The sequence below is a fragment of the Natronococcus occultus SP4 genome (genome assembly GCF_000328685.1).
Taxonomy (GTDB): domain Archaea; phylum Halobacteriota; class Halobacteria; order Halobacteriales; family Natrialbaceae; genus Natronococcus; species Natronococcus occultus.
Genome location: NC_019974.1, coordinates 3,694,493 through 3,708,450 on the forward strand (window position 1 = coordinate 3,694,493; position 13,958 = coordinate 3,708,450).

The following is a 13,958-nucleotide window of genomic DNA, read 5'->3' on the forward strand; positions in this document are numbered from 1 at the left end:
TATGGATTGCAACCAGTGCGAGCAAACGCCCGAGGGGGGCTGTACGGTTCGGGGCGTCTGTGGCAAGGAACCCGACATCAACGGGCTACAGGAGCTCGTCATCTACGGACTCAAGGGGATCTCGGCGTACGCGACCCACGCCCGCGACATGGGCTACCGTGACCCCGACGTCGACGCCCTCGTCCACGAGGCGCTGTACTCGACGCTGACCAACGTCAACTTCGACAGGGACGACCACGTCGACCTGGCGATGCGGGCCGGGAAGGCGGCCGTCGACGTGATGGAGCTGCTCGACGAGGCCCACACGACCGAGCTCGGGGTGCCCGAGCCGACGGAGGTCCCCCAGAACACCGTCGAGGGCCACTCGATCCTCGTGACGGGCCACGACCTCTACGGACTCAAGCAGCTGCTCGAACAGACCGCCGAGGAACCGATCAACGTCTACACCCACTCGGAGATGCTGCCGGCTCACGGCTACCCCGAGCTCGCGACGTTCGACCACCTGAAGGGCAACGTCGGCGGTGCCTGGCACGATCAGCGGCTGCTCTTCGCCGAGTTCCCGGGCGCGATCATCGGCACGACGAACTGCGTCCAGCCGCCCACGGAGGAGTACCGCGATCGGTTCTTCACGACCGGGCTGACCGGTCTCGAGGACGTCGGGGCGCTCGAGGAGTACGACTTCGAGCCCGTGATCGAGAAGGCGAAATCGCTGCCGGCGGTCGACTGGGAGAGCGACGAGACCGTCACGACCGGGTTCCACCACGAGCCCGTCCTCGATCAGGTCGACGAGATCGTCGAGGCCGTCGAGTCGGGCAAGCTCCGGCGCTTCTTCGTCGTCGCGGGCTGTGACGGCCCGACGCCCGGGCGGGACTACTACCGCGAACTCGTCAAACAGATCCCCGACGACTGCGTCGTGCTGACGACCTCGTGCGGGAAGTTCCGGTTCAACGACCTCGAGATGGGGACCGTGCCCGGCACCGAGATTCCCCGCTACGTCGACCTCGGGCAGTGTAACAACTCGATCTCGACGGTGAAGATCGCGGGTGCGCTCGCGGAGGCGTTCGACTGCGGCGTCAACGACCTCCCGCTGTCGGTGGTGCTATCGTGGTTCGAGCAGAAGGCGATCGCCGTCCTGCTGGGCCTGCTCCACCTCGGCGTTGAGGACGTCCGGCTGGGGCCGACGGTGCCGGAGTTTCTCACCGAGTCGAACGTCGAGCTGCTCCACGAGGAGTTCGGCCTGCAGCCGATCGGCGAGCCCGAGGCGGACCTCCGGGAGATGCTCGGCGAACCGGTGCCCGGCGCGGCGACCGGGCCCTCGCCCGCGGACGATTAACCCGCGTCGAACAGTCGGGAACCGGCCGAAACGTCGAGCGCGCGTTCGCGATCCCGAGCCAAACGGTATTTATCGGCGCGGCCGAAACGTGGCACCGATGGAACGCGGGTCGCCGGAATCGTTCACGCGCATGGGCACGCTCGGGATCGAGGAGGAGTTCTACGTCGTCGACGAGGGGGGCCGCCCGACCAGCGGCACCGACGAACTCGTCTACGAACACGATCCCCCCGAGATCCTCGAGGGGCGACTCGACCACGAGCTGTTCAAGTTCGTTATCGAGACCCAGACCCCGCTGATCGAGGAGCCAAGCGACGCCCGCGAATCGCTGCTCGAGGTCCGGGAGGCGCTGACCGACCATGCCGAGGCCCACGGCTACCGGATCGCCGCGGCGGGACTCCACCCGCTCGCGAAGTGGCGCGAACTCGAACACGCAGAGAAACCCCGGTATCGCTCCCAACTCGAGCGTATCCAGTACCCCCAGCACCGTAACACGACCGCGGGGCTGCACGTCCACGTCGGCGTCGACGACGCCGACAAGGCGGTCTGGATCGCAAACGAGTTGCGCTGGTATATGCCCGTGATGCTCGCGCTCTCCGCCAATTCGCCGTACTGGAACGGGTTCGACACCGGGCTCCAGTCGGCCCGCGCGAAGATCTTCGAGGCCCTGCCTAACACCGGGATGCCGACCGCCTTCGAGGACTACGCGGCGTTCGATCGGTTCGAGCGCCGAATGCTCGAGACCGACGCGATCGAGGACCGGGGCGAGCTCTGGTACGACGTCCGTCCCCACACCGCCCACGGCACCGTCGAGCTGCGAACGCCCGACGGGCAGGCCGACCCCGACGTCGTGCTGGCGTTCGTCGAGTACGCCCACGCCCTGGTCGACGTCCTCGCCGAGGAGTACGAGGACGGAACCCCAGGCCACGACCACCGACGGGAGCTGCTCGACGAGAACAAGTGGCGCGCGATCCGCCACGGACAGGACGTCTCGCTCATCGATCGGGATCTCGATGGGACCGTCGACCTGGGCGAACTCGTCGACCGGGAGTGCGAACGGCTGGGGATCGACGGGATCCGGGAGGTCTACGAGCGCGAGAGCGGTGCCGAACGCCAGCGACGCCTGCGCGAGAAGGAAGGATCCGACGCACTCTGCGAGTCGCTGCTGCTCGAGACGCACTGACCGAATTTTTCGTTCGTCCGTTCGCGGACAGCGATCAGCGCAGCGTCCGCGGCGCCCCGCGTGCAGCGTCCGAATCACTATGTGATCCCGTCGGATACGACGAGCCATGAACGTCTACCGGACCCGAGCGGGACTCCGCCACCAGTTCCGCGACGTCCTGAACTTCTACTATCCGGCCTGTATCGACACGACGGTCGGCGGGTACGTCGCCCAGCTCGACGAACGCGACGGCCACATCTACGACTCGCGGACGAGACACCTCGTCGCGACGGCGCGGGGCGTCCACAACTTCAGCCTGGGCGTCCTCGCCGACGGCCCCGACTGGTGTCGGTACGCCGCCGAACACGGCCTGCGATTCCTCTCGACGGCCCACTGGGACGCCGACCGCGAGGGGTACGACTGGCTGCTCGACAGCCGGGAGTCGACCGACCGCACCCGCTACTGTTACGGCCACGCCTTCGTCCTGCTGGCCGGGGCGCGAGCTCTGCAGGCCGGAATTCCCGGCGCCCGGGCAGAGCTCGAACGGGTGTTCGACGTCCTCGAGGAGCGGTTCTGGGAGCCCGAGCACGGCCTGTACGCGGACCGGGCCTCGCCTGACTGGGCGCTCGCGAGCTACCGCGGTCAGAACGCGAACATGCACGCCTGCGAGGCGCTGCTCGCGGCCTACGAGGCCACCGGCGAGGACCGCTTCCTCGAGCGTGCGACCACGGTCGCCGACCGCTTTACCCGTGAGGTGACGAGCGCGACCGACGGCCTGCTGTGGGAACACTACACCGAGGACTGGGAGCCCGATCTCTCGTACAACGAGGACGAGCCCCGCCACCAGTTTCGTCCGCCGGGCTACCAGCCGGGCCACCACGCGGAGTGGGCGAAGCTGCTCGCCCTGCTCGACGACCACGGGTCGGCGTCGTGGCCCCTCGAGCGCGCTATCGAGCTGTTCGACACCGCGATCGAGCTCGGCTGGGACGAGGAGTACGGCGGGCTCTACTACACGGTCGCGGCCGACGGCGAGCCGATCGTCCCCGACAAGTACGGCTGGGTCCACACGGAGGCCATCGGCGCCAGCGCCTTGCTCGCCCCGCACGACGAGGCGTACGCCGACTGGTACGACCGCCTCTGGGAGCACTCGGTCGAGCACCTCCGGAATCCCAAGTACGGCAACTGGTACGAGCGCCTGACCCGCAGCCACGAGCGCGACGATCCGAACCGCGGGACGGCCGTCGAACCGGGCTACCACCCGCTGACGAACTGCTGGCTCGCGATGGACGTCCTCGAGGACGAGCCAGCCGCCTTCGAGTGACGGCGGTTTCGATCGATCGAGCGGGCGGGCGCTGCACAACCGACGGATCGAGGACGAAGCGGAGCTGCTCGAACCGCGGATCTGAGCCGTCCGCTCGAGAGCTACTGGCCTCCGATCGCCGGACCCACGATTTCAGTAATACGCTCGCACAGCGAGAGTTGACGATCGAGGTTCTCCGTTCCCCCACTGTTTCCAGTGAGGCTGTTGTCGAGAGTAGTCTGAGCGATAGTGAAAGAATGGGAAGAGAGTGTCTTGGAATTCTGTTACGTGCTCGCTCGAGGGTCCCGCAAAGGTTTATCCATACACGCGGTCTCGTGAACACGAGAGGGACATGGCTTTAGACGACACTGACGACCGTTCGGGCGAGGACGTGATCGGGGACGACGAACGACCCGCGGTCGACGGGATGGATCGAGCGGCGACCGTCGAGGAGGTCGACCAGCGCATCGTCGATCTGCTCTCGTGGATTCTCGATACGGAGACCCGCGCGAAGATCTACGTCCACCTGCTGGCAAGCCCCGGCAGCACCTCCGAGGAGGTCGCGAAGGGGACCGGGCTCTACCCGAGCACCGTCCGGGAGGCGCTGGCGGAGCTCCACGAGGAAGAGCGCGTCAGCCGGGAGAAACGCGAGAGTCAGGGAGCGGGGAACAACCCGTACGAGTACACGGCGATCCAGCCCAGCGAGCTCGTCGGCGGCGTCGTCGATCAGGTCCAGCGCGAGCTCAACACCATCTTCACGCTCGATCGCGTCCTCGACCGGAACGACGCGCTCGAGGAGGCCGAACTCGAACCGGTGACGATCACGGTCGACGACGGCGACGCGACGGACGACACCGATCCGATGGCTCTCGAAGACGACATGGACATCGATCCGAGCGACGAGACGGAGAGCGACGACGGCGATTCCGCGGAGACGGACCGGTAGCCCTCAGTTTTCTTCGAGTCCGAGCACGGCGGGTCGCTCGAGTTCGAGTTCGTACTCGCCGACGGCGGTCGTCGACAGGGTCGGCCACTCTCCGGTACTCGTGAGCGGCTCGATCTCGTCGTCGACCAGCACGGTATCCTCGCTTTTCGCGCCCTGGACCGTTGGGTTCCAGGCGTAGGCCATCGGCGTCCGGACCGTCGCGTCGTGGTCGGGGGTCGCGATCCACTCCCGCCCGGCGAAGCCGGCGGCGCCGCCCTGGTGGTGGTGCTCCCACTCGCCGTCGTACCCGACGCCGTCGTAGGCCTCCCGGATCGCGTCGAAGACCGCACCCGCAGTTCCGTCCGTCCTCGCGGCCTCGTGTGTCGCTGCAAGCGCCGTCGTCTCGACGCGAGTCGCAGCGCGGTGGCGCTGCTCGAGCCAGCTCGGCGGATCGAAGGCGACGGCGCGGGTACAGCTCGCGTGCAGGCCGTGGCGCTCGGCGGTCACCGAGACGAGAACGTAGTCGTCCAGCTCCGCCTCGGTCGGGGTGTAGTGGCGGTACTGGCGTGCGCGCTCGCCGCCGCCGACGAGGACGACGGGCGTCTCGATCTCCCGCGCCGAGAGCGCGACCCGCAGCGCCGTCGCGACCTCCCGTTCGGTGTCGTCGGGCTCGAGCTCCCGGCAGACTGACTCGAGCGCACCTGCAGTTTCCCGCCCGAGATCGCGGTAGCGCTCGCGGTCGCGCTCGGTTAGGGGCTGGCGCAGCGCCGTCGGGTCGACAGGTTCGAGCCCCGGGACGTCGATATCGGCTGCGGCGCGTTCGTCCTCCATGCGGTCGGCGATCGCCTCCACGAGCGAGGCGTCGTACCAGGGGAACCGTTCGACGGCGACGTCCTCGAGGTCGGGCAGCTCCTCGGCCGCGATGCGGTCGGCCTCGATGGTGTCGGTCAGCACACGGAACTCCTCGTCGAAGCCGACGGCCGCGACGCCGGCGTCGCCCTCCCGGTCGACGACGTTGTCGCCTCCGGTGAGCCAGGCGAAGGAGTTCGGTCGAGCGAACCAGATCGAGTCGAGCTCGCGGCGGTCGAGCGCGCGCTCGAGTCGGGTGCGTTTGTCCATGACAAGCGCTATCGGGGGACGAGCCTTGAATCCGACGAACCAGTTCGGTCCGTGCGCAGCGAACCGGACGAATCCGCGACGGCTCGGGCTCGACTCGGGAAATCTAAATACGGGTGGTCCTAACCCCCGCCAGAACGCCCGTGTCGACCCACAGCCACACCTCCGGTCTCGGACTGCGCCCGCTGATCGCTCGCGTTGGCTTCCCGCATCTGCTCGCGGCGACGCTGACGCTGGTCGCAGCGACGATCCTGCTCGGCGTCGCGGCGAAAGCAACCGGTGCGGGACTGGCCTGCGAGGCGAACTGGCCCCAGTGTGACGCCGGCCCGTACAACCTGTTGCCCGCGAACCTGCCGAGTTTCTACGAGTGGTTCCACCGCTTCGTCGCGATGTTCGCCGGTTTCGCCATCATCGGCTCCGCGGTCGCGGCCTGGCGCTCGCCGTCGATCGACAAGCGCGTCACGGCGCTGGTCGTCGGCGGGATGATCCTGACGCCGATCCAGGTCGTTCTGGGTCGCGAGACGGTTACCCAGTACACGATGGACATCCTCTCACTGCACTTCTGGACTGCAGTGGTGATCTTCACGATGTTCGTCGTCGCGACCGTGCTGGTCTGGGCGGCCTCGCTGCGAGCGAGCCACGTCACCGCGGCGCTTGGCGTCGGCGTCCTCGCCCTGCCGGCCCACGTCGCGCTCAGCCCGACCGATCTGAGCCTCGTCTCGAGCTACTCGCCGACGGTCCAGCTGCTCCAGTACGGCGTGACCCTCGCCCTGCTTGCGGCGGTGATCGTTGCCGTGATGGGCGGTCGCTGGCGCTTCGACGACGGCCCGCTGCTGGGGCTGCTTTCGGTGTCGGCGGTTCTGGCGCTCGTGGTCACCTACCTCGGTCGCCAGGCGGTGATGACCTACAGTCCGCTGCTTGACGATCTCTATCTGGTCGCCGCGCTGGCGCTGCTGGTCGCCTTCGTCGTCGGGATCTGGAGGAGCCGATCCGCGACTGGCGCTCGAGACGCCTGATCGCTCTCCTCTCGCTTCTCGGTCGTTGAGAAGACGGGTTCGTTTTTGATCTGTTTCGTGACTCTTGATCGGTCGATTCGGTACACGGAGAGTGCGTATGGAGCGGAGCGGGTCGGAGAAGCGTACGCCGAGCGAAGCGAGGCGTTTCACCGACGGCGAGCCGGATGGGCGAGCCGTCGGCTTTTTCATCGAAGTTTTTGCCGGGGGTTGAGGCTGACGCCTTCGGCGTCAGCCGATGCCCTCGGTAAAAAAGTTCGCTATGCGTAACCCAATCTTCACCAGAGTATCAAATAGAGAAATTAGTACGATCGTTTGCTGCTATCCGGCCGTGACCACGATCCCCGCGGCCGCGGCCGTCGCCGCGACGCCGACGAGAAGCAACGCGTAGTTCGCCACCGGGCTCTTGGCGGGCGTCACGTTCAGCGTGTACCGTCGCCTCGAGAGGGGCCAGAACGGCCTGATTCCCATCGGTGTCAGCGCGTCGGCCAGCAGGTGCGAACCGATCGAGAGCGTCCCGACGAGAAAGGCAAAGCCGACGAACACGACGTCGATCAGCGGCGACGCAGCCTCGACGAGGACGGAGGCGGCCGCGGCGAGGGCGGCGCCGACCAGCGCCGCGAAGGCGAGAGTGTGGGTCGGCCCGCGGTGTGCGATCAGCGGGAGCCGATGATCGACGTCGGGTAGCGTCGACAGCGAGACACAGACGAGCCCGCCGACGATCGCCGCGGCCTCGAAGCCGGCGAGTCCGACGGCGGCGCCGAGCGGTGCGTACGCGAGCAACGCGGCGCCGTAGTGGCCGTGCTGGTACATCCTTCCTACCTGGATCCCGATCGCTGATAAGTTTCCCGTCGTCGAGGATCGAACGGCTCGGACCCAACCGCGGTCGTTATGGGCCCCGATCCCCTCACTCCGGCCGTGCAAAACGTCACCGACAGGACGAGCAACCCGTTCGGCATGCGACCGCCCTTCGACCGGAGCCCTCCCGGCGACCGACCCGCCGTCTTCGGCTACGGTGACGCCAACGCGGACTTCCACCTGATCGGCGACCACCCCGGCGTCCACGGCGGCGCCGACGACGGTGTCCCATTCAGTGCCCCTGAAGTCGAACCGCTGCGGGCGGTCCTCCGCGAGGTCGGGTTCGAGGACGGCACGCGGGACGAGCCCGTCTTCGAGGACCTGTTCGCCAGCTACGTCCACATGTGTACGCTGCCGCCCGGCGAGACCCCGAGCGAGGAGTCCTACGCCGACCTCGAGCGGTACTTCGACGCCGAGCTGCGGGCGATCAACGCCCACATCCTCATGCCCGTCGGCGAGCAAGCGACCGACCGCGTCCTCGAGGGGTACACCACCCAGCGCGGCCGGCTCGATCTCGAGATGGCGTCGTTACACGCCACCGAGATCCGCGGCCGGGGGTTCCTGATCGTCCCGATTAGAGAGCCCGCCGAGTGGGAGGATACGGAGCAGGAAGCGCTTCGCGCGCGTCTCGAGGCGATCCTCGGACGGGACTACCGCCAGACGAAAGGCGTCGCGACGACGGTCGGCTAGAAGTCCGCGAGCGACGACTGTCCGCCGTCGGTGTTGGTGTCCCGCTCGGTGTCGGCGTCGGCGTCGGTGTCCCGGTCCCGTTCGTCGGCGTCGGGGGTCCCCGCCCAGCCGTCGAGGCTGGCCTGGTCAGCTGCGGCGAACTCGAGGTTCGCGACCCTGACACCGAGCTTTCTGACCGGTTCGTCCTCGAACTCCGCGAACAGCTCCCGGGCGATCTCCTCGACCAGCGCCGGCTCGTCGACCGGGCCGGGCAGCGAGCGCGCGCGGGTGTTGACGTCGAACGGGGGCAACACGGCCTTGACGCCGACGGTCCGGTACAACGCACCCTCCCGGCGAGCGCGGTCGGCGACCGCGGCCGCCAGCGTCTCGATCTGTTCGTACTTCGGACCGGGCTCGGAAACGGGGTCGGCGAACGCAGATTCCCGCGAGAAGCTCTTGGGGTCGCCCTTCGGTTCGACCCGTCGGTCGTCCTCGCCGCGGGCGCGATCGTACAGCTCCCGGCCCCGTTCGCCGAACCGTTCGACCAGCGGCTTGGGGTCGGCCGCGGCGACGTCGCCGGCCGTCTCGAGGCCCATCTCCCGCAGTTCGCGAGCGGTGACGGGTCCGACGCCGTGGAGCAGGTCGACCTCGAGCGGTGCGAGAAACTCCCGGATCTCGCCCGGACGGACGACGGTCAGCCCGTCGGGCTTGTCGAAGTCGCTGGCGATCTTGGCCGCGCTCATCGTCGGCGCCGCGCCGACGCTGACAACGATGCCGACCTCCCGGCGGATGCGGTCTTTGACGTGGCGGGCAAAGCCGTCGGCGACCTCCCAGGCGGTGCGGTCGGTAACCTCGAGGTAGGCCTCGTCGATACTCACCTCGCGGACGACGTCGGCGCAGTCGTGGAGGATCTCCTGGACGTCGCTCGCGACGGATTCGTAGTAGTCCATGTCGACGGGGCGGTAGTGGCCCGTCTCCGATTCGGCGAGTTCGGGGTCGTGGTCGTCCGCGTCCGGGTCTCGCGGTGATCCGCTCGAATGTTCCGAGGCGCGTGGCGCCTCGCTCTCCAGAGCCGCACGGCGGGGGAGTCGCTCGAGGGCCGTCGAGATCGCCTGCGCGCTCTCGACGCCGAACTCGCGGGCCTCGTAGCTGGCGGTGGCGACGGCCCCGTTCGTTTCACCGGGCTCGTACCCCATCCCGACGACGACGGGCTCGCCCCGCAGTTCGGGCTCGCGTAACCGCTCGCAGGACGCGTAGAAGCAGTCCGCGTCGACGTGGAGGACGATCGGCTCCTCCTCGTCCTCGTCGTCCTCGATCCCTGGAAGTCGCGGCCCGTCTGCCATTCATCCGAGAGTTCGGGCGGACGGTTGTGAACGTTGCGCCCGTCGCCGATCGCGGATCGACCTCCGCGGGCAGGGGTTACGCTCGAGGACGTCAGTCGCCCGTCGGTGCGGGCGTCTCCGTCGGCACGGTCGTCGGCTCCGAGCGATACAGCGCGACGGCGATCCCGAGCGCGACGAGACCGAGGACCAGGTAGACGACGAACCCGGTCGCGTACCCGCTCACGCCCCGGAGGTCGACGAACAGTCCCAGAAGCGGGGGGACGACGAACCCGCCGAATCCGCCGAGGCCGCCGACGAGCCCCGAGGCGCCCCCGACCGCTTCGGGGACGTATCGCGGGAGGAGCTGGTAGATCGCCGCGCTGGCGATTCCCAATCCGGCCCCGAGGACGACCGTCGCGGCGACAGCGACGTACAGGTTCGCGGTTCCCACCAGCGCGAGCGTCGAGAGCACGACCAGGCCGAAGCTCGCAATGGTCGTCACCTCGCCGCCGACCCGGTCGCTGATCGCGCCGCCGGAGGCCCGAAAGAGCGCCGACAGTAGCGTGAAGGTGAGCGCGGTGACGACGCCGGCCGTGCGGACGTCTAATCCGTGGAAATTGCTCCAGTAGGAGGGAAACCAGGTGGTAAGCGCGAGGTAGCCGCCGAAGGAGACGAAAAACATCGCGGTGAGCAGCCACGAGCGGGGGATGGTCGCGGCCGTGCGGATCGACGCCAGCGCGTCGCCGCCCGGAAACAGCTCCTGGCCCGCTCCGCGAGCGCGGTCCCTGGCCTCCTGCTCGTCGAGGCCGCGCTTGCGGTACTGGAAGTACGGCGAGTCGACGGCGAAGACGACAAAGAGGATCGTCCCGACGAGGAGGAACGCGAACCACGCGGCGTACGTGCCCGTGAGGCCGAACGCCAGCAGGGCGAACGGCGAGACGATCGTGAACAGCCCCGGCGAGGTGGTTCCGAGGCCGGCGAACAGCGCGAGCATCGTCCCGCGGCGCTCGGATGTGTACCAGTAGGCGGTGTCGGTGATCCCCACCGAGAAGGCGGCGATCCCGCAGCCGCTCAGCGAGCCGAACAGAAAGATCAGCGGGTAGTGCGCGAGCGTGAGTCCGTCGGGGTAGGCCGCTACCAGGATCGCCAGCAGTCCCCCCATCCCAACTACCGAGAGCCCGAGGAGGACGCTGAAGGGCTTTTTGGCGCCGACGCTGTCGGCCCACGCGCTGAAAGGAATCCGGAGCAGCGATCCGGTCAGCTGTGGCGCCGCGACGAGCAGTCCGAGCAACACGCCCGATAGCCCGAGGACGTCCTCGAACTCCGAGGCGACCGGGCCGTAGACGACGACGCCGGCGAACCCGACGAAGTAGCCGAACGTCAGCACCGAGAGAGCTCGTTTCGGACCGCCGCGGACGCCGGCCGAGGACGGGTCGGACGGCTCCCCGCTGGACATCTCAGACGCTCACCTCGAGGGTCGAATCGTCGGTGCGCTCGGACTCGGCGTCCGCCGTCTCCCGGTCGTTCGTCCGATCCGACTCGAGCAACAGACCGTTGTGAAATCCGCGCGGAGCGCAACCGAACGTCTCGTGATACATGTTCTATCCACAGTAGTCTAAATATTATAATGGTATCTGTTTACAAACATCCAGTATTGTGGGGTACCGTGATTCGAACGTGGCGTCTTCAATCGAATGGAGTCTGTATTAGGATCTTTATTCGAATTGCTCGGACGGCGACTGGACGAGCATCCGTCCTCGAGTCGCGACCGAAAGGTCGAGGTGCTTCCCACGGGAGTGGGAACCGAGACCGTATGCAGCGACCGACTGAAGGGGAGACCCACACGTTCGAGCGCGCGTTCACCACCGAGGACGTCCGACAGTTCGCCGAGCTTTCCCGAGACACCCAGGATCGTCACACCGAGCCCGATCCGCAGGGCGGCTGCTGGTCCACGGCTTGCTGACGGCGACGTTACCGACCAAGATCGGCGGCGACCAGGAGGTGCTGGCCACCTCGATGGCCTTCGAGTTCCGCCAGCCCGTCTACACCGGGGAACGGATCACCTGCAGGTGGACCTACGAGGACGTTCTCGAGCGCGAGGATCGTTACGAGCTGGTGGTCGACGTCGGTTGTGAGAACGAGACCGGCGAGACGGTGCTGACGGCGACCGCCGAGGGGCTGATCTGGAAGTAGCCGCTCAGTTGTAGCCGCGCCAGCGGTGGCCACACTCCGTGCATTTAAAGAACCTGGTCGGGGGCTCGTCGGCCGAGGCGGTCTGTTTGAGCGTGTACCACGCCTCCTGGGTGCCACACTCGTCACAGACGACGTCGGTCGCCTTGGGCTTGCCCTCGAAGTTCGCGTCCTCGCTGGACTCGATCACCTCGTTGTCCGTCTGAGACTCGGTCGTGACGAACTCGCTTTCGGCCTCGCGGTCGCGCTCGTTCGAGGCGCCGCAGTTCGAACAGACCATGCGGTCGCCGTCGGCTTTCATCATCGAACCGCAGTCGTCGCAGAACTGCATGTCCGCACGTACGCACGCACAGCGACAAAACTCCCTCGCTCGGACACTGTGTCCCACCCAACAGCAGCAAGCTGGAGTTTCTCGCTCTCGATCCCGTCGCGTGCCGCTGTCCTGTTACGGCGACCGCCCGCGTAGCGTCCGCCGCTCGGCCCACTCGTGGACGCTCGTTCAGCAGGGGGGACCACGTTTAATTCCTTTAAGAAGCCAATGAGGGTGGTAGACAGAACTATCCATCCTCTCGGTCTCCTCTCACGGGATGGCACCTCCCCGTCCGGACGACGACAGCAGTACCGACCCGATTCGTCGGAAATCGATGCTGTTCTGCTGGGAGTGCGACCACGCGAGTCCGATCGAGGACGACTGGGTAGTCCACACGTGCGGCGACTACCTCCAGCATGCGTGTCCACGCTGTGGCACGGTCCTCACCGAACGTCCACGCTCGGAAACCGTTCCCGCAGTTCGCAGACGCCCGGCAGAACGCGTCGCGGCTTCGTGGGGGGACGTACTCCGATCGTCCGCCGAACTCTGGCGCGTGTCGTTTGCTATCGGAACCTGGGACACCACCCCGAACGCTGACCGCTGTGACTGTCGGTAAACGCGTGGGCTTTCGCGCTGTTGCCGTTGCTGGAGGAGTCGAACCCCGTCGGCGAGACGACTCTCATGGGCGTTCTGAAGGGGTTGCGTCCGATCGACCAGCCGAGGGTCGACTCACCGCTCCGTCTCCACCGCGACCGTCGCTCCCCCGGTCGCCGCGGCCGAGAGGACGACCTCCCCGCCGAACCCGCCGTCCGCGAGGGCGTCCTCGGCCGCGGCTCTGGCCTCGTCGGCGTGGGCGGCGTCGGTCAGCCCGTAGACGACCGGGCCCCACGAGGACTGGCCCACTCCAGTCAGGACGGGACAGTTCTCGAGGGTGGCGACGAGCTTGCCCGCGGGCGGTCGAAAGACCCCACCCTGGGCGTCGGCGTACCAGGAGCCGTTCTTGCGCCCGATCTCGGCGACCGCCTCGCCGAACGCCTCGAGGCGACCCTCGGCCGCGGCGGGCAAGAGCTTGCGGGTGACCACGCCCGCGAGCTCGTCGGCGACCGCGGGGTCGGCTCGCTCGACGACCGCGCGCATACTGGCGTCCTCGTTTTCGCCGCTGCGTCCGGGGTCGGCGTCGGGGACGACGATCAGAAAGCGCCAGTCCTCGGGCAGGTCGTGGCGGGCGACCACCGGAGGGACCGTCCAGTCGCCCTCCGCGGGCGGCTCGGTCGTGAACCGGCTGGTCGGATGGCCGGCGTCGACGACGAACCCGCCGTCCTCGAAGGTCGCGACGCCGATCCCGCTGCGCCCGCCTCGGCCCATCTCGGGCGCGCGCTCTCGAACGCGGGGCTCGAGACCGTGAGCCCGGGCCGTCGCCGCGAGGACGGCCAGCGCGAGCTGGGTGCCGCTCCCCAGCCCGACGTGGCGGGGCAGGCGCTCCTCGAGCGAGAGGTCGACGCCCGACACGTTCAGCGCGTCGACGGCCCGTCGGGCGTACTCGGCGATCAGTGAGTCGGGAGCCGTGACCGTCCTCGCGGGTTCGGCGACGACAGTCACGCGTGGCTGCTCGAGGCCGACGCCGATGCCGCCGTAGAGGCGGCGACGGGCCAGTGAGAGGTTCTGGAAGCCGACGTGGAGGCGTGCACCCGTGCTGACGGTCGCCGTCGTCATCGTGTTCTCGCCGTAGGAATCCGGTCGGGAAGGGGGTTTCGACGCTGACA

Annotated in this window: 13 protein-coding genes and 1 pseudogene; 7 read left to right on the top strand and 7 right to left on the bottom strand. The window is 67.9% G+C overall.

Going from position 1 to position 13,958, the window contains the following annotated elements; all coding sequences use genetic code 11:
• The first annotated feature begins 1 nt into the window (after position 1).
• The 4 genes from hcp to NATOC_RS17985 all read left to right on the top strand — a co-directional run bounded on the left by hcp (position 2) and on the right by NATOC_RS17985 (position 4,738).
• Positions 2–1,333: a hydroxylamine reductase gene (hcp, locus tag NATOC_RS17970; RefSeq protein WP_015322908.1), complete on the top strand. Its 1,332-nt coding sequence runs from the start codon at positions 2–4 to the stop codon at positions 1,331–1,333.
• Positions 1,334–1,430: 97 nt separating this feature from the next.
• On the top strand, positions 1,431–2,513 hold the full coding sequence (locus NATOC_RS17975; protein ID WP_015322909.1) for a glutamate--cysteine ligase: 1,083 nt from the start codon (positions 1,431–1,433) through the stop codon (positions 2,511–2,513).
• 106 nt (positions 2,514–2,619) lie between these two features.
• On the top strand, positions 2,620–3,813 hold the full coding sequence (locus NATOC_RS17980; RefSeq protein WP_015322910.1) for an AGE family epimerase/isomerase: 1,194 nt from the start codon (positions 2,620–2,622) through the stop codon (positions 3,811–3,813).
• 331 nt (positions 3,814–4,144) lie between these two features.
• Complete coding sequence (locus NATOC_RS17985) at positions 4,145–4,738, top strand: helix-turn-helix domain-containing protein (RefSeq protein WP_015322911.1); 594 nt, start codon at positions 4,145–4,147, stop codon at positions 4,736–4,738.
• Positions 4,739–4,741: 3 nt separating this feature from the next.
• On the opposite strand, the gene NATOC_RS17990 is transcribed toward NATOC_RS17985, so the two are convergent.
• Positions 4,742–5,836 carry a M24 family metallopeptidase gene (locus tag NATOC_RS17990; RefSeq protein WP_015322912.1) on the bottom strand — a complete coding sequence of 365 codons (1,095 nt, stop codon included), beginning with the start codon at positions 5,834–5,836 and terminating at the stop codon, positions 4,742–4,744.
• A gap of 140 nt (positions 5,837–5,976) precedes the next feature.
• On the opposite strand from NATOC_RS17990, the gene NATOC_RS17995 reads away from it, so the two are divergent.
• Positions 5,977–6,849, top strand: coding sequence for a COX15/CtaA family protein (locus tag NATOC_RS17995; RefSeq protein ID WP_015322913.1), 873 nt, complete (start codon positions 5,977–5,979; stop codon positions 6,847–6,849).
• Positions 6,850–7,167: 318 nt separating this feature from the next.
• Here the strand turns inward: NATOC_RS17995 and NATOC_RS18000 are convergent, their stop codons facing one another.
• Entirely contained in the window at positions 7,168–7,659 is a 492-nt protein-coding gene (locus NATOC_RS18000) for a metal-dependent hydrolase (protein ID WP_015322914.1), read from the bottom strand.
• 78 nt (positions 7,660–7,737) lie between these two features.
• On the opposite strand from NATOC_RS18000, the gene NATOC_RS18005 reads away from it, so the two are divergent.
• The gene (locus NATOC_RS18005) at positions 7,738–8,394 is read left to right on the top strand and encodes a uracil-DNA glycosylase family protein (RefSeq protein ID WP_015322915.1); all 657 of its coding nucleotides are present in this window, start codon (positions 7,738–7,740) and stop codon (positions 8,392–8,394) included.
• Here the strand turns inward: NATOC_RS18005 and NATOC_RS18010 are convergent.
• From NATOC_RS18010 to NATOC_RS22045, 3 genes are all read right to left on the bottom strand, one after another.
• A complete protein-coding gene (locus tag NATOC_RS18010) occupies positions 8,391–9,716 on the bottom strand; it encodes a DNA polymerase Y family protein (protein ID WP_015322916.1) in 1,326 nt (441 codons plus the stop codon). The genes NATOC_RS18005 and NATOC_RS18010 overlap by 4 nt on opposite strands.
• A gap of 91 nt (positions 9,717–9,807) precedes the next feature.
• Entirely contained in the window at positions 9,808–11,151 is a 1,344-nt protein-coding gene (locus NATOC_RS18015) for an MFS transporter (protein WP_015322917.1), read from the bottom strand.
• A 1-nt stretch (position 11,152) separates the two neighbouring features.
• Complete coding sequence (locus NATOC_RS22045) at positions 11,153–11,293, bottom strand: hypothetical protein (RefSeq protein WP_015322918.1); 141 nt, start codon at positions 11,291–11,293, stop codon at positions 11,153–11,155.
• A 215-nt stretch (positions 11,294–11,508) separates the two neighbouring features.
• Here NATOC_RS22045 and NATOC_RS18020 point away from each other — a divergent pair.
• A pseudogene (locus tag NATOC_RS18020) lies at positions 11,509–11,888 on the top strand (FAS1-like dehydratase domain-containing protein).
• Positions 11,889–11,892: 4 nt separating this feature from the next.
• On the opposite strand, the gene NATOC_RS18025 reads toward NATOC_RS18020, so the two are convergent.
• Together NATOC_RS18025 and NATOC_RS18035 are read right to left on the bottom strand one after the other, a co-directional pair.
• On the bottom strand, positions 11,893–12,216 hold the full coding sequence (locus NATOC_RS18025; RefSeq protein WP_015322919.1) for a transcription factor S: 324 nt from the start codon (positions 12,214–12,216) through the stop codon (positions 11,893–11,895).
• Between the two features lie 708 nt (positions 12,217–12,924).
• Positions 12,925–13,908, bottom strand: a complete 984-nt coding sequence (locus tag NATOC_RS18035; protein ID WP_049888970.1) for a beta-ribofuranosylaminobenzene 5'-phosphate synthase family protein — start codon at positions 13,906–13,908, stop codon at positions 12,925–12,927.
• Positions 13,909–13,958 lie beyond the last annotated feature (50 nt).